Genomic DNA, 21,529 nt, shown 5'->3' on the forward strand with positions numbered 1-21,529 from the left:
GGCAACGTATTCCCGCTCACAACGCGGGCGCAAGACTGCCGAGGTCAGAAGTTTGTTGGCGGCGGTAACAATTCAGCAACGCGGTTGTCACCCGCAGGACACCCGCCCCGTAATCACGCTGCGTGTCCGGTCTGCGGCCGGCTGCCGACCGCCGGCCGGGGTCAGCCGGCGGCGATCCGCGCGGTGCCGGCGTCGGTGAGGGCGACCAGGTCCGCCGGGGCGAGTTGGAGCTGCAACCCCCGCCGGCCGGCCGACACGTAGACGGTGTCGTGGTCCAGCGCCGAGACGTCGACCACCGTCGGCAGCCGCCGTCGCTGGCCCAGCGGGCTGATCCCGCCCCGCACGTACCCGGTGCTCCGCTCGGCGGCGGCCCGGTCGGCCAGCGCGGCCCGCTTGCCGCCCAGCGCCGTGGCCAGCGCCTTGAGGTTCAGCTCGCCGGTGACCGGGACGACCGCCACCGCCAGCGCCCCGTCGACCTCGGCGACGAGCGTCTTGAACACCCGCTCCGGCGGCACCCCGAGCGCCGCCGCGACCAGCGCGCCGTAGTTCGGCGCGTCCGGCGCGACGTCGTACGGGTGGGTGCGGTGGGCGATCTTCCGCTTGGTCAGCAGTGCCGTCGCCGCAGTGGCCTGTCCCGCCATGCCGGTCACGCTAGCCCGGCGGGCCGCCGTCCGCGACCGGTCGGCCGATCAGCACCGTCGGCGCCCCGGCCACCCGGGTCAGCACCAGGCTGGCCGGATTCTCCCCGGCCAGTCGCAGGTCCCGCCGCAGCTGCTCGGGCGACAACGCCGAGCCCCGCTTGAGGATCTCGACCCGGCCGACCCGGCGTTCCCGCAGCAGCGCGCGCAGCCGTTTCAGCGAGAACGGCAGCACGTCGACGATCTCCAGGCACCTGCCGAACGGGGTGGGACGCGGGGTGTCCGCGTAGAGGTAGGCGATGCTCGGGTCGGCAAGCGTCGCGTCGAGGGTGTCGGCCAGTTCGGCGACCAGGTGCGACCGGACCACCGCCGGGTCCGGGTCGTACAGGTAGCGCCGGACCGGGCCGACCGGGGCCTCGGCCGTACCGGTGCCGGTCAACCGGTGGACGGCGACCGGCTCGCGGTCGGCGGGATGGTCGGCGGGCGAACCGTCCGCCGGCCGCCGCCGGTCGGCGGGCCCCGACCGCAGGACGGTCGCCCGGCGGGGCACCCCGGCGAGCGCGCCGCACCACAGGGCCGCCTCGACCAGGTCCCCGTCGACGCTCACCCACTCCGCCTCGGCGTCGGCCGGGATCAACGCGTGGTCGATGCCGGGGGCCACCTTCACCACCGTGTGCGGCACCCGCGCCACCAGCCCGGTGACGAAGTCCCACGGCGGCGAGTAGGCGTCCGGGTCGAAGATCCGCCGGCCGGTGCCGGCCCGCCGCCGGGCCGGATCGCAGAAGACCGCGTCGACCCGGGTCACGTCGAAGGCCGTCGCGTCGCCGCACTCCACGGTGAACATCCCGGCCAGCCCGGCGGCCCCGGCGTTCGCGGCGGCCAACGCGGCGGTGACGGGGTCGGCCTCCACGCCGTACACCCGGATGCCGGCGCGGGCGGCGGCGAGCGCGTCGGCACCGAGGCCGCAACCCAGGTCGGCGAGGGTGCGCACCCCGGCGGCGGCGAGCCGGGCGGCCCGCCGGTCGGCGACCACCCGGCGGGTGGCCTGCTCCAGGCCGGGGCGGGTGAGGAACATCCCGGCCGCCTCCGGGCCGAACTTGCCGACCGCCCGGCGGCGCAGCTCGGCCTGGGTCAGCGCGGCGGCGGCCAGCCCGGGCGGCACCCCGCGCGAGCGCAGCGCCGCCGCCGCGACCAGCGGGTCGCCGCCGGCCACCCCGGCCGCCGCGGCGAGCACGGCCGACCCCTCGGCGGTACGCAGCGCGGCGAACTGGTCGAGATCCACCCGCCCATTGTCCGGCCCGGCCGGTGGATCGATCCAGTCGGGCCGACGGTGCGGTGTCCGGCCGGTGTCGTCACCGCACCATGGCCACCATTGAGTTGATCATCGCCGGGCGGGCCGGGGCGCGCGACGGGAGCCGACACGGAGGGCGGCAGATTGGCACTCTCCTTGACGGAGTGCTAGCCGAGGAATAACCTGCGATTAGCACTCTCACCCCGAGGGTGCCAGCGTCCGGGCCATCCGGTCCGGGTGCTGAACGCCAGGCGGACCGGCACCCGCGACGACGGCCCCGCCCGGTGGCATGTGGCAGATTGACGCTGGTCGGACTCTCGGCCGGCAACGAAACCAAGTACCCCAGGAGGGTATGCCCGTGACTACCGCGACCAAGGTTGCGATCAAGCCGCTCGAGGACCGGATCGTGGTCCAGGCGAACGAGGCTGAGACCACCACGGCGTCGGGCATCGTGATCCCCGACACCGCCAAGGAGAAGCCGCAGGAGGGCACCGTCCTCGCCGTCGGCCCCGGCCGGATCGACGACAAGGGCAACCGCGTGCCGCTCGACGTCAAGGTCGGCGACACCGTCCTCTACTCGAAGTACGGCGGCACCGAGATCAAGTACGCCGGCGAGGAGTACCTGGTGCTCTCCGCCCGCGACGTTCTCGCGGTCATCGAGAAGTAACCAACCGATTCCCGTGTCGTCGCCCCGGTCCGGCTCGCCGGGCCGGGGCGACGACGCTTCGAAGGGACATTCATGGCGAAGATCCTGAGCTTCTCGGACGACGCCCGGCACCTGCTGGAGCACGGTGTCAACGCCCTCGCGGACGCGGTCAAGGTCACCCTCGGCCCGCGCGGGCGCAACGTCGTCCTGGACAAGAAATTCGGTGCGCCGACGATCACCAACGATGGTGTGACCATCGCCAAGGAGATCGAGCTCACCAACCCGTACGAGAACCTCGGCGCGCAGCTGGTCAAGGAGGTGGCGACGAAGACCAACGACGTCGCCGGCGACGGGACCACCACCGCGACCGTGCTGGCCCAGGCGATGGTCCGCGAGGGCCTGCGCAACGTGGCCGCCGGGGCCAACCCGACCGGCCTCAAGCGGGGCGTCGACGCGGCGGCCACCAAGGTCTCCGAGGCGCTGCTCGGCCGGGCCGTCGAGGTGGCCGACAAGAAGTCGATCGCGCACGTCGCGACGATCTCGGCGCAGGACGCCACCATCGGTGAGCTGATCGCCGAGGCGATGGAGCGGGTCGGCCGCGACGGTGTCATCACCGTCGAGGAGGGCTCCACCCTGACCACCGAGCTGGAGGTGACCGAGGGTCTCCAGTTCGACAAGGGCTTCATCTCGCCGAACTTCGTCACCGACTCGGAGTCGCAGGAGTCGGTGCTGGAGGACCCGTACATCCTCATCACCACCCAGAAGATCTCGGCGATCGAGGAGCTGCTGCCGCTGCTGGAGAAGGTCCTCCAGAACAGCAAGCCGCTGCTGATCGTCGCCGAGGACGTCGAGGGTCAGGCGCTGTCCACCCTGGTGGTCAACGCGATCCGCAAGACCATCAAGGTCTGCGCGGTCAAGGCCCCCGGCTTCGGTGACCGCCGCAAGGCGATGCTCCAGGACATGGCGATCCTGACCGGCGCCGAGCTGGTCGCCCCGGAGCTGGGCTACCGGCTCGACCAGGTCGGCCTGGAGGCGCTCGGCACCGCCCGGCGCGTCGTGGTCGACAAGGAGAACACCACCGTCGTCGACGGCGGCGGCAGGTCCGCCGAGGTCGCCGACCGGGTCGCCCAGATCCGCAAGGAGATCGAGGCGTCCGACTCCGACTGGGACCGGGAGAAGCTGGCCGAGCGGCTGGCGAAGCTTTCCGGCGGCATCGCGGTCATCAAGGCGGGCGCGGCGACCGAGGTCGAGATGAAGGAGCGCAAGCACCGCATCGAGGACGCGATCGCCGCCACCAAGGCCGCGGTCGAGGAGGGGACGGTTCCCGGCGGCGGTGCCGCGCTGGCCCAGATCCGCTCGGTGCTCGACGACGACCTCGGCCTGACCGGTGACGAGAAGGTCGGTGTCTCGATCGTGCGCAAGGCGCTGGTCGAGCCGCTGCGCTGGATCGCCCAGAACGCCGGCCACGACGGCTACGTGGTGGTGGAGAAGGTCGCCGGCCAGGACTGGGGCCAGGGCCTCGACGCCGCCCAGGGCGAGTACGTCGACCTGGTGAAGTCCGGCATCATCGACCCGGTGAAGGTGACCCGCAACGCGGTCACCAACGCCGCGTCGATCGCCGGTCTCCTGCTGACCACCGAGAGCCTGGTGGTCGAGAAGCCGGAGCAGCCGGAGCCGGCCGCCGCCGGTGGGCACGGCCACGGCCACGGTCACGGCCACCAGCACGGCCCGGGTTTCTGACCCGGTAGCACGCCAGCCCAGGGCGCACCGTCGACGTCGGCGGTGCGCCCTGACGCGTACGGTGACGGCTGCTTACGGAACGGTGACGTGGTTGGCGGCCGGCCCGGTCGATCGACGACACTGGCCCGATGAGCACCACCTCCCGTGGCTTCGCCGCGCTGGCCGGGGTCACCGCCGCCGTGGTGGCCATCGGTGTCGCCGAGCCGGTCGCCGTCCTCACCGGTCCCCGCTCCGCCCCGCTGATCGCGGTCGGCGGGGTGGTCGTCGACACGGTCCCCGAGCCGCTCAAGCAGTTCGCCATCGACGTCTTCGGCAGGTACGACAAGATCGCCCTGCTGGTGGGTACGGCGGTGCTGCTGGCGGCGTTCGCCGCCGGGATCGGGGTGCTGGCCGCGCGCCGGCTGGCGGTGGGGCTGGTGGGCATCGCGGCGTTCACCGGCCTCGGTGTCGCCGCTGCGCTCACCCGGGCCGGCGCGGATGCCGCCGACGCGCTCCCCGCACTGGTCGGCGGGGGGTTGGGCGGGCTGGTGCTCTGGGCGTTCGTGGCCGGCCCCTGGCAGCTCGACCCGTGGCCCTGGCAGCCGCCCACCCCGCTGTCCGCCACCCCGCCGGCCTATCCGGGGCCGACCCCCACCGGTCCGGGCAGCGGTCCGCCGTCCGGGTGGGAGCCGTTGGAGTCGACCGACCCGGAGTCCCGGCGGCGGTTCCTGCGTGGTGTGGGCCTGCTCGCGGGCGCGGCGACCGTGGTGGGGCTGGGCGGGCACTGGCTCGCCGGGCGGCGGGGGGTCTCGGCGGCCCGGGAGGCGGTCGCGTTGCCCACCCCGTCGGCGGTGGCGCCGACGGTGCCGGCCGGTGCGGACCTGTCCCTGGCCCAGCTCGCCCCCTACACCACGCCGAACGGCGGCTTCTACCGGATCGACACGGCGCTGGTGGTGCCGCAGGTCGACCCGGAGACCTGGCGGTTGCGCATCCACGGTCGGGTGCGCAAACCGATCGAGCTGACCTTCGCCGAGCTGCTCGCCCGGCCGATGGTGGAGCGGTACGTGACCCTGGCCTGCGTCTCCAACGAGGTGGGTGGGGACCTGATCGGCAACGCCCGGTGGCTGGGCGTACCGATCAAGGAGCTGCTCGACGAGGCGGAGCCGGAGGAGGGGGCCGACCAGGTGGTCGGCCGGTCGGTCGACGGTTGGACCTGCGGCACCCCGACGGCGGCGTTGCGCGACGGGCGGGACGCCCTGCTGGCGGTGGGGATGAACGGTGAGCCGCTGCCCGTCGAGCACGGGTTCCCGGTGCGAATGGTGGTGCCGGGCCTCTACGGGTACGTGTCGGCCTGCAAGTGGGTGACCGAGCTGGAGTTGACCAGCTTCGCCGACTTCGACGCGTACTGGGTGCCGCGTGGCTGGTCGGCGCAGGGGCCGGTGAAGACGCAGTCGCGGATCGACACCCCGCGCGCGCGTAACCGGCTCACCGCGGGCGAGGTGACGGTGGCCGGGGTGGCCTGGGCGCAGCACCGGGGGATCAGCCGGGTCGAGGTACGCGTCGACGGCGGCGCGTGGCAGGAGGCGACCCTCGCCCCGACGGTGTCGGTGGACACCTGGGTGCAGTGGTCGTGGCGGTGGCCGGCGACCCCGGGTGAGCACACCCTCCAGGTGCGGGCGACCGACCGGGACGGCGAGACGCAGACCCCGTTGACCGCGCCGGTCGCCCCGGACGGAGCGACCGGCTGGCACAGCGTCACAGTCACCGTGCGCTGATTCCCCATCAGCGTTAAGTCATCAAGAGTGATCAATGTACGGATAGCCAAAAATTCCTCGGTGATGTCGAGGGTTGAGGCTGTGGGAGCGCTCCCGTAACATACCTGACGCGACTGTTAACGTTAACCTAACAACGGCCACCACCAATGTGCAGGTCGCCATCCCGTCAGGAGGGTGTTTTATGTCCAGATCCAGATCGGCCAATGTCGGCCTGGTCTCGGCCGGTGTCGCGTTGCTGGCGTCGGCCACGGTAGTCACCGCGCTGCCCGCAGGCGCGGCGGCGGCGGGATGCTCGGTGAACTACACCGTCTCCTCGGAGTGGGGCGGTGGCTTCGGGGCCAACGTCGCCATCACCAACCTGGGCGACGCGCTGAGCAGTTGGACGCTTACCTGGTCCTTTGCCTCCGGGCAGTCGGTGACCCAGGCGTGGAACGCGACAGTGACGCAGAGCGGCTCGGCGGTGACCGCCAAGAACGTGAGTTACAACGGCGCGATCCCCACCAACGGCTCGGTGTCGTTCGGTTTCAACGGCGCGTGGACGTCGAGCAACCCGGTCCCGACGAGCTTCGCGCTCAACGGGGTGGCCTGCAACGGCGGCACGACGCCGACCAACCCGCCCACCACGCCGCCGACGACCGCGCCGCCGACCACCCCGCCCCCCACCACCCCGCCGCCGACCACGCCCCCGCCGACCACCCCGCCGCCGACGGGCAACTGCGCCCTGCCGACGTCCTACCGCTGGTCGTCGACCGGCCCGCTGGCGCAGCCGAAGGCCGGCTGGGCGTCACTCAAGGACTTCACCATCGCCCCCTACCAGGGCAAGCAGTTGGTGTACGCCACCACCCACAGCAGCAGCGCCACCGGTGGTTGGGGTTCGATGAACTTCGGCCTGGTCGACAACCTCAACCAGCTCAGCACGGCTCCCCAGAACACCATGAGCCAGAGCACCGTCGCGCCGTCGCTGTTCTACTTCGCGCCGAAGAACATCTGGATCCTCGCCCACCAGTGGGGTCCGACGTCGTTCTCGTACCGCACGTCGACCAACCCGGCCAACGCCAATGGCTGGTCGGCCGCGCAGACCCTGTCGACCGCGAAGATCACTGACTCCGGCACCGGCGTGATCGACCAGACGATCATCGGCGACGACCAGAACATGTACCTGTTCTTCGCCGGCGACAACGGCAAGATCTACCGCCAGATCATGCCGATCGGGAACTTCCCGGGCAGCTTCGGCTCCAACTACACCACCATCATGAGCGACACCTCGGAGAACATCTTCGAGGCGCCGCAGGTCTACAAGGTCGCGGGCCGCAACCAGTACCTGATGATCATCGAGGCCCGGACCAGCGGCTGGGAGCGCTACTTCCGCTCGTTCACGGCGACCAGCCTGGGCGGCACCTGGACGCCGAACGCGACGACCTACAACAACCCGTTCGCGGGCAAGGCCAACAGCGGTGCCACCTGGACCAACGACATCAGCCACGGCGAGCTGCTGCGCACCAGCGCGGACCAGACGAACACGATCGACCCGTGCAACCTGCAGCTGCTGTACCAGGGCCGCGCCACGAACTCGGGCGGTGACTACGGCCTCCTGCCGTACCGGCCGGGTCTGCTGACCCTGCAGCGCTGACGGCGTGACGCAGGTGCGGCCCCGCTGTTCCTGACTCCCGCGACCGGCGGCGAACGCCGCACCGGGTGAGCCGCACGACGGCTCGGAGCAGGATCGGGTGCAATGAAGGGGCGGGTCCGGCTGTGCCGGGCCCGCCCCGCTTGTCGTACCTGTCGGCCCGGCGTCGGACCATGGGCCGGGACACGACGAGGCCGCGCTCCGGAGATCGGAGTGCGGCCTCGTCGAGGTGTGCCGGGTCGGTCAGGCGATCTTGCGCTGGGCCGGTACGGCGGTCTTGTGCGAAGCGCCGAGCCGGGCCTCCATGCGGGCGATGTCCACCCGGGTCTGCCGGCGGTCGGCCAGGTCCTCCCAGCCGAGGGCGAGCAGCCGCAGCCGCTCCGACTCGCTGAGGCCACCCCAGACGCCGTACGGCTCCCGCACGGACAGGGCGTGCGCCGCGCACTCGGCCCGCACCGGGCAGGCCTGGCAGACGGACTTGGCACCGGACTCCCGGCGCAGCCGGGACGAACCGCGCTCGCCGTCCGGGTGGAAGAACTGCGCGCTGTCCCGGCCCCGACAGGCACCGAGACGCTGCCAGTCCCACAGGTCGACGATGGGTCCGGGCAGTCTACGTACGTTCGACATCAGCACCCCTCCTCCCGCGCGGCACCGCGGAGATCCTCGTTGAACCGGCGTCCGGGCTGTGGTCCGCGCTGGCGTACCCCGTTTCCGGCGTGGAGCCTCGGTACCCGAACCCTCGCCGACTCACACGTGTTGAGATCGAAAACCCGAAGCCTTCTGTGGCATATGACCTAAATGTCGGAAAAGTTCAGAGGATTGCCCGGAACCTCCTCCCCGGTGGACCCCGTCATGGTCTGCTCATGTCCGGAGAGGAGACCACCGTGCGTACCGTTCTCGTATGCGTTCGGACACCGATCGCCGCGCAGCAGTTGACCAACGCGGCGGCGCGACTTGGCCTGGCCTCGGTCGTCCGGACAGCCGTCTCCGATCCCGAGGCGATGCTGCGGCTCGCCGAGCGCCCGGTCGACGTGGTGCTCGCCGACACGGCGCTCACCCGTCCGGACAGCGCCGGCTTCGTCCGCCGGGTGCTCGCCCGCGCCCCGCAGGCCGCGGTGCTGCTGCTCGGCACCGAGGAATCGGAGGCGGCGGCGGCCACCATCAACGCCGGGGCGCGGGGCCTGATCCAGGGCGCCGACCACGACCTGACCAGCGCGGTGGCGAAGGCGCTGCTGCTGCTCGCCGCGCCCGGCCGGCCCGCCCGGCACCGGGTCGCCGACCCCGCCCGGGACACCGCCGCGGTCGGCGCGCCCCCGCGCCCCGGTCGCCCGCCCGCCCCGGGCTGGTCGCCGACGCCGGCCGACGGTACGCCCGGAGCGCCGTCGGTGGTGCCCGTGCAGCGCGGCGACGACGAGGTCGAGGACCCGGAGGGCACCCCGGCCGAGCCGGCCCCGGCCGCCGGGTTGCCCCGCCCGACCCCCGGCACGCGTGCCGGCCGGACCTCGGTCGGGCTGACCGAGCGTGAACTCCAGGTGCTGCTCGGGATGGCCGAGGGCAAGAGCAACGCGGAGATCGGCCGGGAGTTGTTCGTCTCGGAGGACACCGTCAAGACGCACGCCCGGCGGCTGTTCCGCAAACTCGGCGCGCGGGACCGGGCGCACGCGGTGGCCGCCGGCTTCCGCGCCGGCCTGGTCGCCTGACCGCTCCCGTCCCTGACCCGGTCGGTCAGACGGCGGCGAGCCGGGTCGTGCCGGGCGTCAGTCGTCCGGGTCGGTGTCGTCGTCCGCGGACTCGGTGAGCGTGTCGTGCACCCCGTCGGCGTAGCCCCGGGCGTAGTCCCAGGTGACGTAGTGGTCCGGGTCGGGATCGTAGGCCGGCTCGTGCACCCGGGGCCGGCCCGAGCTGAGCAGGTGCCGCAGGTTGCCCCGGAGCAGGTCCCAGTCGAAGTAGTGCGGCTCGCGGCAGTCCTCGCACTCGATGACCAGCCCGCGCACCCCGATCGGGGACAGCAGGGCCTGGTAGATCTCCAGGTCGGCGAGGTCTTCCAGCACGTCCTGCCGCTCGACCTCGGTCAGCGGGTCGAGCGGGGCGTCGTCGCCCGGATCGTCCAGCCCCGCAGCCGGATCGGCCGGGTCGCCGTTGAACGGGTCGATGGGCTCGTCGTGCACCCCCTCACCGTAGACCCAACCCTCGCCGCACGCGCCCCCCGGCGGTCGCTGTGGCATCGCCGACCTCGGCCGGTCACCGGCGAGGGCCGCCCTGCTCAGTGGGTACGATGAGACGACTCGCCGTCACCCCGGCGTGCGCCGGTTGCCGTGCGCGCCGCCTCGCTGAATCCCGTTCGAGCAGCTCAGGGGAGCAATCGTGGAGAATTCGCCCAGCACCGATCTTCCGGCCGGCACCGATCTTCCGGCCGGTGTCGACAGCGGCGAGTGGGGCGGCCATCTGCCGGAGTTGCCGGCCGGGTCGGCGCGGGTGGTGCCGCTCGGTCTGACCTTCGACGACGTGCTGCTCCAGCCCGGCGAGTCGGACGTGGTGCCCAGCCGGGTGAACACCCGTACCCGGCTCACCCGCAACGTGGAGCTGTCCATTCCGCTGCTGTCCAGCGCGATGGACACCGTCACCGAGGCCCGGATGGCGATCGCGATGGCCCGCCAGGGCGGCATCGGCGTGCTGCACCGCAACCTGTCGCTGGAGGACCAGGCGCTCCAGGTCGACCTGGTCAAGCGCTCCGAGTCCGGCATGATCACCAATCCGGTGACGGCCAGCCCCGAGGACACCCTGCGTGAGGTCGACGAGCTGTGCGGCCGTTACCGCATCTCCGGCGTCCCGGTGGTCGACGGCGAGGGCCAGCTGGTAGGCATCGTCACCAACCGGGACATGCGGTTCGTCTCCGACCCGGCCACCCCGGTCCACGCGATCATGACCCGGACGCCGCTGGTCACCGCCCCGGTGGGGGTGAGCAAGGACGACGCGCTCTCCCTGCTGCGTCAGCACAAGGTCGAGAAGCTGCCGATCGTGGACGACTCCGGGCGGCTGCGCGGGCTGATCACCGTCAAGGACTTCACCAAGAGCGAGCAGTACCCGGACGCCACCAAGGACGACGCCGGCCGGCTGCGGGTCGCCGCCGCCATCGGGGTCGGCGAGGACGCCTACAAGCGGGCCCGCACCCTGGTCGACGCCGGTGTCGACGTGCTGATCGTGGACACCGCGCACGGCCACCAGCGGGCCGTGCTGGACATGGTCCGCCGGCTCAAGGCCGACGTCGCGATCGACATCGTGGGCGGCAACGTGGCCACCTACGCCGGGGCGAAGGCCCTGGTCGACGCCGGCGCCGACGGTGTCAAGGTGGGCGTCGGCCCGGGTGCGATCTGCACCACCCGGATCGTCGCCGGGGTCGGGGTGCCGCAGGTGACCGCGATCATGGAGGCGGCCCGCGCGGCCCGTCCGGCCGGCGTCCCGGTGATCGGCGACGGCGGCATCCAGTACTCCGGCGACATCGCCAAGGCCCTGGTGGCCGGCGCCGACACGGTGATGCTCGGCAGCCTGCTGGCCGGCTGCGAGGAGAGCCCCGGTGAGCTGATCTTCGTCAACGGCAAGCAGTTCAAGGCGTACCGGGGGATGGGGTCGCTGGGCGCGATGCAGTCCCGGGGACAGGCCAAGTCGTACAGCAAGGACCGCTACTTCCAGCAGGACGTGCTCAGCGACGACAAGCTGGTGCCGGAGGGCGTGGAGGGCCAGGTGCCCTACCGGGGGCCGCTGTCCCGGGTGGCCCACCAGCTCGTCGGCGGGCTGCGGCTGGCGATGGGGTACGCCGGTGCGGAGAACATCACCGACCTGCACCACCGGGGCCAGCTCATCCGGATCACCGCGGCCGGGCTCAAGGAGAGCCACCCGCACGACATCCAGATGACCGTCGAGGCCCCCAACTACCACACCCGCTGACCCACCACCCCAAACCACCTGGAGTCCCTCATGCGTGACGTGGTCGAGATCGGGCTGGGCAAGACCGCGCAGCGCGGCTACCACCTGGACGACATCGCCATCGTGCCCAGCCGGCGGACCAGGGACGTCGACGACGTCTCCACCGGCTGGCAGCTCGACGCCTACCAGTTCGACATCCCCTGCGTCGGCCATCCGTCGGACGCCACCATGAGCCCCGCCTCGGCGGTCCGGCTCGGGCAGCTCGGCGGCCTGGGCGTGCTCAACGTCGAGGGCCTGTGGACCCGCTACGAGAACCCGACCAAGGTGCTGGAGGAGCTGGCCGGGCTGGGCGAGGACGCCCGCGCGACCAAGCGGCTCCAGGAGGTCTACGCCGAGCCGATCCGCCCCGACCTGATCGCCGAGCGGGTCCGCGAGCTGCGGGCCGGCGGCAGCACGGTGGCGGTGCGGGTGTCCCCGCAGCACACCCTCGCGCTGGCCCCGGTGATCCTGGACGCGGGCGTCGACATCCTGGTCATCCAGGGCACCATCGTCTCGGCCGAGCACGTCTCGACCACCGACGAGCCGTTGAACCTCAAGGAGTTCATCGCCGACCTCGACCTACCGGTGGTCGTCGGCGGCTGCACCGACTACAAGACGGCGCTGCACCTGATGCGTACCGGCGCTGCCGGGGTGATCGTCGGCATCGGCGGTGACGACTGGTCGACGAGCGAGTCGGTGCTCGGTATCCGGGTGCCGATGGCCACCGCGATCGCGGACGCCGCCGCGGCCCGCCGCGACTACCTCGACGAGACCGGTGGACGCTACGTGCACCTCATCGCCGACGGCGACATCCAGACCTCGGGCGACATCGCCAAGGCGCTCGGCTGCGGCGCGGACGCGGTGATGCTCGGCGAGCCGCTGTCGCTGTGCGAGGAGGCCCCGGCCGGCGGTGCCTGGTGGCACTCGGCGGCCAGCCACCCGTCGCTGCCGCGCGGCGCGTTCGAGGTGGCCGGCGAGCCGCTCGGTTCGATGGAACGGCTGCTGTTCGGCCCGGCCGACGAGCCGGACGGCCAGCTCAACCTGTTCGGTGGGCTGCGTCGCGCGATGGCCAAGTGCGGCTACCGCGACCTCAAGGAGTTCCAGCGGGTCGGGCTGGTCCTCGACCGCTGACCCGGGTCCGTCCCGGCCGGCCGGTCCCGTCGTGGGCCGGCCGGCCGTACCGTCGTCAGGCGTTGCGGGCACGCGGGGTCGGCCGGCTCGGTAGGCTGCGCGGACGGCGGCGGTGAACGGGGGACGAAGGTGGCCATCAGCCGGAACCGGCGCGGGCTCGCGCTGCTCGTCACCGGGGCGCTCGCCCTGGCCGGCTGCACCGCCGACCCGGCACCCCGGCGGGAATCCCGGTCGACCCCGACGCCCGGGGCGACCCCGAGCGTGACCCCCGGCCCGGCGGGCGTGGGCGACCCGTACTTCCCGACCGCCGGCAACAGCGGGTACGACGTCGAGCGGTACACCCTCAAGGTCCGCTACGACCCGGCCAGCGACGAGTTGCGCGGCGACGCCACCGTCCGGGCCACCGCGGGGGCCGACCTGCCGCTGTTCCACCTCGACCTGGCCGGGCTGACGGTGCGTCGGGTGACCGTGGACGGCGTCCCGGCCCGGCACACCCGCGAGGGGACCGAGCTGGTGGTCACCCCGGCCGCGCCGGTCCGCGCCGGGGCGGCCTTCACCGTCCAGGTCGGGTACGACGGCCGGCCGGAGCCGCTGCGCAACGAGACGATCGGCGAGGGCGGCTGGCTGCACACCGCCGACGGCGCGGTCGCGCTCGGCCAACCCGAGTCGGCGAGCACCTGGTTCCCGGTCAACGACCACCCCTCGGACAAGGCCGCCTACGACTTCGAGATCACCGTGCCCAAGGGGCTGGTCGCGGTCGCCAACGGGGTGCCCGGGGGGCAACGTCCGGCGGCCGGTGGTTTCACCACGTGGCGCTGGTCGGAGGCCGCCCCGATGGCCAGCTACCTGAGTACGGTGGTGATCGGGAAATACCGCACCAGCACCGGCGAGCACCAGGGCCGGCCGGTGTTCAGCGCGGTCGCCAGCAGCCTGCCCCGGGGGGCCGCCGACGACTCGATCGCCCGCACCGTGGCGGTCGCCGACTATTTGGAGAGCGTCTTCGGGCCGTACCCGTTCGCGGCGTACGGCGGGGTGGTGGTCGACGAGCCCCGGATCAGGTACGCGTTGGAGACGCAGAGCCGGCCGGTCTACTCGGCCAACTTCTTCCGGGGCGGTGAGAACACCGGGGTGGTCGCGCACGAGCTGGCCCACCAGTGGTTCGGCGACAGCGTGTCGGTGGCCCGCTGGGCGGACATCTGGCTCAACGAGGGGCTGGCCACGTACGCCGAGTGGCTGTGGGCCGAGCACGAGGGCCGGGACACCGCGCAGGCCACCTTCGACCAGGAGTACACCACCGCCGACGACGCGGTGTGGCGGGTGCCGCCGGCCGCGCCCGGGGCGGCCAACCTGTTCAGCGAGTCGGTCTACCAGCGGGGCGCGATGGCGGTGCACGCGCTGCGGGTGACGGTCGGCGACGACGCGTTCTTCCGCCTGCTGAAGACGTGGGCGGCGGAGAAGCGCAACGGCAACGCCACCACCGCCGAGTTCGTGGCTACCGCCGAGCGGGTCTGCGGGCAGCAGCTCGACGGCCTCTTCGCCGCCTGGTTGTACGGCACCGAGCGGCCCGCCCCGCCCACCCGCCGCTGACCGCCGACGCCTGCGGTCAGTTCTTCACCCGCAGCTCGGGGTGGGCGTCGAGGTACTTCTCGGCGTCGCCGGCCTTGAGCGCGGGCAGGAAGCCCTTGCCGACGCCGGTCAGCTGCTCGCCGCGGTAGCTGCTGCCCTTGCCCACCCCGTCGCCGGGCAGCCCGACCAGGGTGATCCGGTCGGCGCTCAGCCCACCCAGGGCGTACGCCAGGTCGACGATGCGGGGGCCGCCGGCGTAGACCAGGGTGTCGCCGAGCGCCGACACCACCTGCTCCACCCGGTCGGGCTGGCGGGCCAGGTTCTCGTTGAGGATCTTGGCGGCCAACGCCCGGAGGAGCTGCTGCTGGTGGCGCTGCCGGGCGTAGTCGCCGCCGGTGATGTAGCGCTGCCTGGCGTAGTCCAGCGCCTGCCAGCCGTTGAGGTGCCGCTCGCCCTTTTCGTAGACCATCTGCGGGCCGGTGTACCCGCCGCCGCCCGGGGCCGGTTCGCGGTATCTGCCGTCCGGCCGGCGGTGCAGCGAGGGAACCCGCTGGTCGACGTAGAGGTCGACCCCGCCGAGGCTGTCGACCAGCCGGTCGAAGCCGTTGAAGGTGACCACCGCGCCGGCGTCGAAGCGCAGCCCGGTGTACCCGCTGACCGTGCTGCGCAGCAGCTCGTACCCCTGGGCGGCGCTGGGGTTCTTGGGTTTGCCCGGCACCCGGCTGCCGTAGCTCATCGCGTGGGTGAGCTTCGTCCGGCCGCCCCGGTAACCCGACTTCGGGAACGCCGGGATGTCGACCACCAGGTCGCGGGGGAGCGAGAAGAGGTATGCCCGGTCCAGTCCGGCCGGCACGTGCAGGATCAGCACCGCGTCGCCGTGCGGTTCCCAGCCGGGCACGCTGACCCGGGTGTCCACCCCGACCAGGAGCAGGTTGAGCGGGCCGGTGATCGAGGCCCCGGGGGGCGGGGTCGGGCTGGGGGTGGGGCTCGGCGTCGGCGTCGGGCCGGCGGTCGTGGCGGCCGGCCCGGCCGTACGCCGTGGCCCGTCGTCGCGGACCACCCGGGTCACCACCAGGGCGGCCACCCCCACCAGGACGACCACGGCCAGGGCGGCCAGCCCCCACACCCAGCGTGGTCGTCCCGTTCCGGTTTCCTGAGTCATCGCTCGCCACCCCCGTCTGCACAACGCTTCGACCGGGCCTCCGGGTTGCGGGCGTCGATCGGCGACGGTGAGCATGATCGCGCGAAATCCCGCACTGGCGCGATGGCTACCCGCGGGTAATGATGCGTTGATGCGGTACGACGTGCTCGTCATCGGCTCCGGCTTCGGCGGTAGCGTCAGCGCGCTGCGGCTGGCCGAGAAGGGCTACACCGTCGGGGTGCTGGAGGCGGGCCGGCGGTTCGCCGACGACGAGTTCCCGCAGACCTCCTGGCGGCTGCGCCGGTTCCTCTGGGCCCCCCGGCTGGGCTGTTACGGGCTGCAACGGATCACCCTGCTCCGCCCGGCCGACCGGAGGACCGGCGGCGGGGTGCTGGTGCTCTCCGGCGCCGGCGTCGGCGGCGGCTCCCTGGTCTACGCGAACACCCTCTACCGGCCACCGGACGCCTTCTACACCGATCCGCAGTGGCGCGACGTCACCGACTGGCGGGCCGAACTCGCCAGCCACTACGACCAGGCCGGCCGGATGCTCGGGGTCACCACGTACCCCCGGCACACCGGCGCGGACCGGGCGATGCGGGCGGTGGCCGAGCGGATGGGGGTCGGGCACACCTTCGTGCCGACCCCGGTGGGGGTGCACCTCGGCCGGCCCGGGCAGCGGGTGGCGGACCCGTACTTCGGCGGGGCCGGCCCGGAGCGCACCGGCTGCACGCACTGCGGGTCGTGCCTGACCGGCTGCCGGCACGGTGCCAAGAACACCCTGGTCAAGAACTACCTGTGGCTGGCCGAACGGCTCGGCGCGCGGGTCCACCCGCTGACCACGGTCACCGCCGTGCGGCCGGCCGACGGCGGCGGCTACCTGGTGCACACCGTACGGACCGGGGCCTGGCTGCGGCGGCGACGCCAGGTGTTCCACGCCGACCAGGTGGTCTTCGCGGCCGGGGCGCTCGGCACCCAGCGGCTGCTGCACGCGATGAAGCAGACCGGCGCGCTGCCCCACCTGTCGGACCGCCTCGGCGCGCTGACCCGCACCAACTCGGAGGCGATCCTCGGCGCGTCGGTCGACCGGCGGCAGGCCCGGCGGCGGGGGCTGGACTTCACCGACGGGGTGGCGATCACCAGCTCGTTCCATCCCGACCCGCAGACCCACGTCGAGCCGGTCCGCTACGGCCGGGGCGCGAACGCGATGGGGCTGCTCCAGTCGCTGCTGGTCGACGGCGGCCCGCACCGGGTCCGGCGCTGGCTGGCCGGCCTGGCCCGGCACCCGGGGCAGGCCGCCCGGATGCTGTCGGTGCGGCACTGGTCCGAGCGGACGGTCATCGCGTTGGTGATGCAGTCGGTCGACAACTCGCTGACCACCCGGTGGCGGCGGGGGTGGCTGGGCCGGCGGCGGCTGGTCTCCGGGCCGGGGCACGGCACACCGAACCCGACCTGGATTCCGGCCGGCAACCGGGCCGCCCGACTGCTCGCCGAGGAGGTCGGCGGCACCCCGGGCGGGGCGTTGACCGAACCGTTCGACATCCCGCTGACCGCGCACCTGCTCGGCGGGGCGGTGATCGGCGGGACCCCGGCCGACGGGGTGATCGACCCCTGGCACCGGGTGTACGGCCATCCGGGGCTGCACGTGGTCGACGGGGCGGCGGTCTCGGCCAACCTCGGGGTGAACCCGTCGCTGACGATCACCGCGCAGGCGGAGCGGGCGATGTCGTACTGGCCGAACAAGGGCGAAGCGGACCCCCGGCCGCCGCTCGGGTCGGCGTACACCCGGGTGGCGGCGGTGGTGCCCCGGCACCCGGCGGTCCCGGCGGACGCCCCCGGCGCGCTGCGCACCGACCGGTGCTGACCGGGCCCGGCGCGCCCGGGGGCGGCCCGTGCCCGGGGCGGGTGTGACTGTCGGTAGGCTTTGCCCACATGAGCACGCCTCGCCCCGTCCTCGTGGTGGACTTCGGAGCCCAGTACGCCCAGCTCATCGCGCGCCGGGTGCGCGAGGCGAAGGTCTATTCGGAGATCGTCCCGCACTCCATGCCGGTCGCCGAGATGCTGGCGAAGGACCCGGCCGCGATCATCCTGTCCGGCGGCCCGTCCAGCGTCTACGCCCCGGACGCCCCACAGATCGACGCCGGCCTGTTCGACGCGGGCGTGCCGGTCTTCGGCATCTGCTACGGCTTCCAGGCGATGGCCCAGGCGCTCGGCGGCACGGTCGCCCGGACCGGCAACCGGGAGTACGGCGGCACCCCGCTGCGTCCCCGGCTGCTCGACCCGGGGGTGCTGCTGCGGGATCTGCCGGCGGACCTGCCGGTCTGGATGAGTCACGGCGACGCGGTGACCGAGGCCCCCGCCGGGTTCACGGTGACCGCCGAGTCGGCGGGTGCCCCGGTCGCCGCCTTCGAGGACCTGGCCGGCCGCCGGGCCGGTGTGCAGTTCCACCCCGAGGTGGGGCACACCGCGCAGGGGCAGGAGATGCTCCGCCGCTTCCTCTACGACATCGCCGGCATCGAGCCCACCTGGACGCCGCAGAACATCATCGACGAGCAGGTGGCCCGGATCCGGGCCCAGGTCGGCGACAAGGAGGTCATCTGCGGCCTGTCCGGCGGGGTCGACTCGGCGGTCGCCGCCGCGCTGGTTCACGAGGCGGTCGGTGACCAGCTCACCTGCGTCTTCGTCGACCACGGCCTGCTGCGCGCCGGCGAGGCCGAGCAGGTGGAGAAGGACTACGTCGCGGCCACCGGCATCAAGCTGAAGGTGGTCGACGCGGCCGACCGGTTCCTCGGCGCGCTGGCCGGGGTGACCGACCCCGAGCAGAAGCGCAAGATCATCGGCCGGGAGTTCATCCGGGTCTTCGAGGCCGCCGCCCGCGAGGTCGCCGCGCACGGTGACGTCGAGTTCCTGGTGCAGGGCACCCTCTACCCGGACGTGGTCGAGTCCGGCGGCGGCACCGGCACCGCCAACATCAAGAGCCACCACAACGTCGGCGGCCTCCCGGACGACCTGAAGTTCGCCCTGGTCGAGCCGCTGCGCACGCTGTTCAAGGACGAGGTCCGCGCGCTCGGGCTCCAGCTGGGCCTGCCCGAGGCGATGGTCTGGCGGCACCCGTTCCCCGGGCCGGGGCTGGCCATCCGGATCATCGGCGCGGTCGACCGGGAGCGGCTGGCGCTGCTGCGCCAGGCCGACCTGATCGCCCGGGAGGAGCTGACGGCCGCCGGCCTGGACCGGGGCGTCTGGCAGTTCCCGGTGGTGCTCCTGGCCGACGTGCGCAGCGTCGGGGTGCAGGGTGACGGGCGCAGCTACGGGCATCCCGTGGTGCTGCGCCCGGTCTCCAGCGAGGACGCGATGACCGCCGACTGGTCCCGGCTGCCCTACGAGGTGGTGGCCCGGATCTCCACCCGGATCACCAACGAGGTCGCCGAGGTCAACCGGGTGGTCCTGGACGTGACCAGCAAGCCGCCGGGCACCATCGAGTGGGAGTGAGCCGGGCTCAGCCGGCCGTCGGCGGGGTCGTCGGCGGCTGCGGCCAGGTGGTGGGAGCGGTCGCCGCCGGGTCCGTCGGGTGCGGCCAGGCCGGCGCGCCGGCCGGCTCTTCGGGCATCAGGAACCACATGATCGGGTACGCCAGCGCGGCGAGACCGCCGGTGACCAGGGTCGCCACCGCGAACAGCACCCGGACCAGGGTGGGGTCGACGGCGAAGTAGCGACCGAGGCCGCTGGCAACGCCGGCCACCATCCGGTCGGTGGTCGGCCTGCGGAGTTGCTTGTACGGGGCGTGGGGGGTGCTCGTCGAGGTCATGTCTCCACGGTCCGCGCCGGACGCCCCGTCGACCTCGGTGACCGCCCGGAGGCATACCCTGATCGATCCCTGAGTAGCCAGCCCTGAGTCAGGAATCCGACTCTTTTCCGCGTCGGTAACGCTACCCGGGGAGAATTTGGCCCCGTGACCACCTTGCTGGAGCCGCTCCGCAGGATCGCGGCATATGCAGTCTGTGCTGATTCAGTCGGCCGAGTGTTGCTGGTCCGCGCATCGGAGCGCTCCGGCACCCCCGGCGTATGGTCCCTGCCCGGTGGTGCGGTCGACCACGGCGAGGACCCGAACCACACGGTCGTCCGGGAGACCGCCGCCGAGACCGGCCTCTCCGTCGCCGTCGCCGGCCTGGCGGACGTCCTGGCCGACATGCGTGCCCTGCCCGAGCGGGGCATCACCATCCACACCGACCGCCTGATCTACCAGGTGTCGGTGCGTGGTGGCACCCTCACCGACCGGGTGGACCGCTCCACCGACCTGGCCCGTTGGTACACCCTCGACGAGGCGCGGGAGCTGCCGCTACGGGCCTTCACCGCCCGCGCGCTGGGGCTGCCGGCGTCCTCGGCCGACGTGGTTCCCGACGAGGCCCCCGAGTTCCCCTCGTTCTACGCCGTGCCCGGCCCGGACGGGCTGCACCGGGCGCAGCGTTTCGCCGCGTACGCGGTGGCCACCGACCCGGAGGGCCGGGTGCTGCTGACCCGGGTCTCCGACGGCTACCCGGGCGCGGGCTGCTGGCACCTGCCCGGCGGGGGCACCGACTACGGCGAGCAGCCGGGCGCGGCGCTGATCCGGGAGTTGGTCGAGGAGACCGGGCAGACCGGCCGGCTGGTCGAGCTGCTCGGGGTGGCCAGCCACCGCGACGCCGCCTCGCTCGGCCCGGAGGGCTATCCGATCGACTGGCACGGCGTGCGGGCCTTCTACCGGGTGATGGTCGACCAGCCCGCCCCGCCGACCGTCACCGACGTGGGCGGCTCCACCTGCGAGGCCCGCTGGTTCGCCCGGGACGAGTTGGGTGCCCTGCCCACCGACCGGCTCACCGAGGTCACCGCCGAGGCCGTCCAGGCCGCCCGGCTCACCGCCTGACCTGCCCCGCCCGCCGGCGGCGTCGGCCCGGCACGACGGCGCCCGCCCCGCCCGGACTACCGCTAGCCTCATGATCGACGGCGGAGCGCGGGCGGGGGAGGGTGACGTGCAGGGGCGACGACGGATCGCGGCGTACGGCTGGTGTGCGGACGAATCCGGCCGGGTGCTGCTGGTACGCGGTGCCGGCGACGGCAGCGGTGCGGCGGCGTCCGATCCGGCGGCGGTGCTCTGGCGGCTGCCCGGGGGTGCCGTGCGGCACGCGGAGCATCCGGCCGACACCGTGGTCCGCGCGTACGCCGGGCAGGTCGGGTTGGTCGTGGTGGTGGCCGGGATACGTGCCGCCGTCGCCGACCTGACCGCTGCGGACCCGGCGGACGCCGCAGGGCCGGTGCACACCGACCGGTTGGTGTTCGACGTCACGATCCCGGGTGACCTGCCGGTGGCCGGGGCGACGCCACCGCCGGGGGTCGGCGGGGGCGACGGCCCCGGTGAGCTGGTCTGGTGCACCCCGCAGGAGGCGGCGACGCTGCCGCTGGCGTCGTTCACCGCCGATCTGCTCGGCCTGCCCGGCCCGCAGCCTCCGGTCGGCCCGGAACCCGGTGCGCCGGTCGCGCCGGCGGTGGTGGAGTCGACTGACCGGCGGCAGCGGTTCGCCGCGTACGGGCTGGTCACCGATCCTGACGGGCGGGTGCTGCTCACGCTGATCGCGCCCGGCTATCCGGGTGCCGGACTCTGGCATCTGCCGGGCGGCGGGACCGATCACGGTGAGCAACCGGTCGACGGTCTGTTACGGGAACTGGTGGAGGAATCGGGTCAGCGGGGCCGGGTCGACAGGCTGATCCTGGCCGACAATCTACACAATCCGGGTGCGGTGGGCCCTGAGGGTCGGCCGTTGGACTGGCACGGCGTACGGGTGATCTACCGGGTGCTGGTCGACGAGCCGACCGGGCCGGTGGTGACCGAACAGGCCGGAGGATCGACAGCCGACGCTGCCTGGTTCACGTATGCCCAGCTCAGCGGCCTGAAGATGACCAACGTCGCGATGTTGGCCACCAGGTGGCCGGTCGGCTGACGGACGCTCGACGAGCCGACTGGGTGGTGCTCCGGTAAAGTCGGCCCTGCGGTTGGCGAAGAA

General features: G+C 73.1%; 18 protein-coding genes. 12 read left to right on the plus strand and 6 right to left on the minus strand.

Going from position 1 to position 21,529, the window contains the following annotated elements; translation table 11 throughout:
* Positions 1 to 161: 161 nt before the first annotated feature.
* Together ybaK and ACWCHM_RS00510 are read right to left on the minus strand one after the other, a co-directional pair.
* Positions 162 to 641, minus strand: coding sequence for a Cys-tRNA(Pro) deacylase (gene ybaK / locus ACWCHM_RS00505; protein ID WP_454221240.1), 480 nt, complete (start codon positions 639 to 641; stop codon positions 162 to 164).
* A 10-nt stretch (positions 642 to 651) separates the two neighbouring features.
* Positions 652 to 1,920, minus strand: coding sequence for a THUMP-like domain-containing protein (locus tag ACWCHM_RS00510; RefSeq protein ID WP_454221241.1), 1,269 nt, complete (start codon positions 1,918 to 1,920; stop codon positions 652 to 654).
* 361 nt (positions 1,921 to 2,281) lie between these two features.
* On the opposite strand from ACWCHM_RS00510, the gene groES reads away from it, so the two are divergent.
* The 4 genes from groES (at position 2,282) to ACWCHM_RS00530 (ending at position 7,699) form a co-directional block, all read left to right on the plus strand.
* Positions 2,282 to 2,596 (plus strand): co-chaperone GroES, encoded by a 315-nt coding sequence (groES, locus tag ACWCHM_RS00515; protein ID WP_084261531.1) that lies wholly within the window; start codon positions 2,282 to 2,284, stop codon positions 2,594 to 2,596.
* Positions 2,597 to 2,668: 72 nt separating this feature from the next.
* Positions 2,669 to 4,315, plus strand: a complete 1,647-nt coding sequence (gene groL, locus ACWCHM_RS00520; RefSeq protein ID WP_281902839.1) for a chaperonin GroEL — start codon at positions 2,669 to 2,671, stop codon at positions 4,313 to 4,315.
* Positions 4,316 to 4,443: 128 nt separating this feature from the next.
* Positions 4,444 to 6,069 (plus strand): molybdopterin-dependent oxidoreductase, encoded by a 1,626-nt coding sequence (locus ACWCHM_RS00525; RefSeq protein WP_454221242.1) that lies wholly within the window; start codon positions 4,444 to 4,446, stop codon positions 6,067 to 6,069.
* A 181-nt stretch (positions 6,070 to 6,250) separates the two neighbouring features.
* Positions 6,251 to 7,699, plus strand: coding sequence for a non-reducing end alpha-L-arabinofuranosidase family hydrolase (locus ACWCHM_RS00530; protein ID WP_204957756.1), 1,449 nt, complete (start codon positions 6,251 to 6,253; stop codon positions 7,697 to 7,699).
* A 240-nt stretch (positions 7,700 to 7,939) separates the two neighbouring features.
* On the opposite strand, the gene ACWCHM_RS00535 is transcribed toward ACWCHM_RS00530, so the two are convergent.
* Positions 7,940 to 8,323, minus strand: coding sequence for a WhiB family transcriptional regulator (locus tag ACWCHM_RS00535; protein WP_088645816.1), 384 nt, complete (start codon positions 8,321 to 8,323; stop codon positions 7,940 to 7,942).
* A 257-nt stretch (positions 8,324 to 8,580) separates the two neighbouring features.
* On the opposite strand from ACWCHM_RS00535, the gene ACWCHM_RS00540 reads away from it, so the two are divergent.
* Positions 8,581 to 9,396 (plus strand): helix-turn-helix domain-containing protein, encoded by an 816-nt coding sequence (locus ACWCHM_RS00540; protein WP_204957757.1) that lies wholly within the window; start codon positions 8,581 to 8,583, stop codon positions 9,394 to 9,396.
* A gap of 57 nt (positions 9,397 to 9,453) precedes the next feature.
* Here the strand turns inward: ACWCHM_RS00540 and ACWCHM_RS00545 are convergent, their stop codons facing one another.
* Positions 9,454 to 9,864: a DUF5319 domain-containing protein gene (locus ACWCHM_RS00545; protein ID WP_204957758.1), complete on the minus strand. Its 411-nt coding sequence runs from the start codon at positions 9,862 to 9,864 to the stop codon at positions 9,454 to 9,456.
* 196 nt (positions 9,865 to 10,060) lie between these two features.
* Between ACWCHM_RS00545 and guaB the strand changes: the two genes are divergently transcribed.
* The 3 genes from guaB (at position 10,061) to ACWCHM_RS00560 (ending at position 14,377) form a co-directional block, all read left to right on the plus strand.
* Positions 10,061 to 11,641, plus strand: a complete 1,581-nt coding sequence (gene guaB, locus ACWCHM_RS00550; RefSeq protein ID WP_204957759.1) for an IMP dehydrogenase — start codon at positions 10,061 to 10,063, stop codon at positions 11,639 to 11,641.
* A gap of 30 nt (positions 11,642 to 11,671) precedes the next feature.
* Positions 11,672 to 12,790: a GuaB3 family IMP dehydrogenase-related protein gene (locus tag ACWCHM_RS00555; protein WP_088645785.1), complete on the plus strand. Its 1,119-nt coding sequence runs from the start codon at positions 11,672 to 11,674 to the stop codon at positions 12,788 to 12,790.
* A gap of 135 nt (positions 12,791 to 12,925) precedes the next feature.
* On the plus strand, positions 12,926 to 14,377 hold the full coding sequence (locus ACWCHM_RS00560) for a M1 family metallopeptidase (RefSeq protein WP_421490519.1): 1,452 nt from the start codon (positions 12,926 to 12,928) through the stop codon (positions 14,375 to 14,377).
* 16 nt (positions 14,378 to 14,393) lie between these two features.
* Here ACWCHM_RS00560 and ACWCHM_RS00565 read toward each other — a convergent pair whose 3' ends face one another.
* Complete coding sequence (locus tag ACWCHM_RS00565; RefSeq protein WP_204957760.1) at positions 14,394 to 15,518, minus strand: LCP family protein; 1,125 nt, start codon at positions 15,516 to 15,518, stop codon at positions 14,394 to 14,396.
* A gap of 130 nt (positions 15,519 to 15,648) precedes the next feature.
* Here ACWCHM_RS00565 and ACWCHM_RS00570 point away from each other — a divergent pair, with 130 nt between their 5' ends.
* Positions 15,649 to 17,358, plus strand: coding sequence for an FAD-dependent oxidoreductase (locus tag ACWCHM_RS00570; RefSeq protein WP_281902848.1), 1,710 nt, complete (start codon positions 15,649 to 15,651; stop codon positions 17,356 to 17,358).
* Positions 17,359 to 17,426: 68 nt separating this feature from the next.
* The gene (guaA, locus tag ACWCHM_RS00575) at positions 17,427 to 18,983 is read left to right on the plus strand and encodes a glutamine-hydrolyzing GMP synthase (protein ID WP_204957762.1); all 1,557 of its coding nucleotides are present in this window, start codon (positions 17,427 to 17,429) and stop codon (positions 18,981 to 18,983) included.
* 7 nt (positions 18,984 to 18,990) lie between these two features.
* Here guaA and ACWCHM_RS00580 read toward each other — a convergent pair whose 3' ends face one another.
* On the minus strand, positions 18,991 to 19,299 hold the full coding sequence (locus ACWCHM_RS00580; RefSeq protein ID WP_204957763.1) for a PspC domain-containing protein: 309 nt from the start codon (positions 19,297 to 19,299) through the stop codon (positions 18,991 to 18,993).
* Positions 19,300 to 19,443: 144 nt separating this feature from the next.
* On the opposite strand from ACWCHM_RS00580, the gene ACWCHM_RS00585 reads away from it, so the two are divergent.
* Both ACWCHM_RS00585 and ACWCHM_RS00590 read left to right on the plus strand, forming a co-directional pair.
* A complete protein-coding gene (locus tag ACWCHM_RS00585) occupies positions 19,444 to 20,394 on the plus strand; it encodes an NUDIX hydrolase (protein ID WP_088645791.1) in 951 nt (316 codons plus the stop codon).
* 70 nt (positions 20,395 to 20,464) lie between these two features.
* Complete coding sequence (locus ACWCHM_RS00590; protein WP_454221243.1) at positions 20,465 to 21,466, plus strand: NUDIX domain-containing protein; 1,002 nt, start codon at positions 20,465 to 20,467, stop codon at positions 21,464 to 21,466.
* Positions 21,467 to 21,529 lie beyond the last annotated feature (63 nt).

The organism is Micromonospora sp. SCSIO 07396 (assembly GCF_053667945.1).

Coding starts and splice junctions, on each gene's coding strand:
- ACWCHM_RS00580 (WP_204957763.1), bottom strand. CDS start 19,299: ATGACCTCGACGAGCACCCCCCACGCCCCGTACAAGCAACTCCGCAGG.
- ACWCHM_RS00525 (WP_454221242.1), top strand. CDS start 4,444: ATGAGCACCACCTCCCGTGGCTTCGCCGCGCTGGCCGGGGTCACCGCC.
- ACWCHM_RS00530 (WP_204957756.1), top strand. CDS start 6,251: ATGTCCAGATCCAGATCGGCCAATGTCGGCCTGGTCTCGGCCGGTGTC.
- guaA (WP_204957762.1), top strand. CDS start 17,427: ATGAGCACGCCTCGCCCCGTCCTCGTGGTGGACTTCGGAGCCCAGTAC.
- ybaK (WP_454221240.1), bottom strand. CDS start 641: ATGGCGGGACAGGCCACTGCGGCGACGGCACTGCTGACCAAGCGGAAG.
- groL (WP_281902839.1), top strand. CDS start 2,669: ATGGCGAAGATCCTGAGCTTCTCGGACGACGCCCGGCACCTGCTGGAG.
- ACWCHM_RS00565 (WP_204957760.1), bottom strand. CDS start 15,518: ATGACTCAGGAAACCGGAACGGGACGACCACGCTGGGTGTGGGGGCTG.
- ACWCHM_RS00555 (WP_088645785.1), top strand. CDS start 11,672: ATGCGTGACGTGGTCGAGATCGGGCTGGGCAAGACCGCGCAGCGCGGC.
- ACWCHM_RS00590 (WP_454221243.1), top strand. CDS start 20,465: ATGATCGACGGCGGAGCGCGGGCGGGGGAGGGTGACGTGCAGGGGCGA.
- groES (WP_084261531.1), top strand. CDS start 2,282: ATGCCCGTGACTACCGCGACCAAGGTTGCGATCAAGCCGCTCGAGGAC.
- ACWCHM_RS00535 (WP_088645816.1), bottom strand. CDS start 8,323: ATGTCGAACGTACGTAGACTGCCCGGACCCATCGTCGACCTGTGGGAC.
- ACWCHM_RS00570 (WP_281902848.1), top strand. CDS start 15,649: ATGCGGTACGACGTGCTCGTCATCGGCTCCGGCTTCGGCGGTAGCGTC.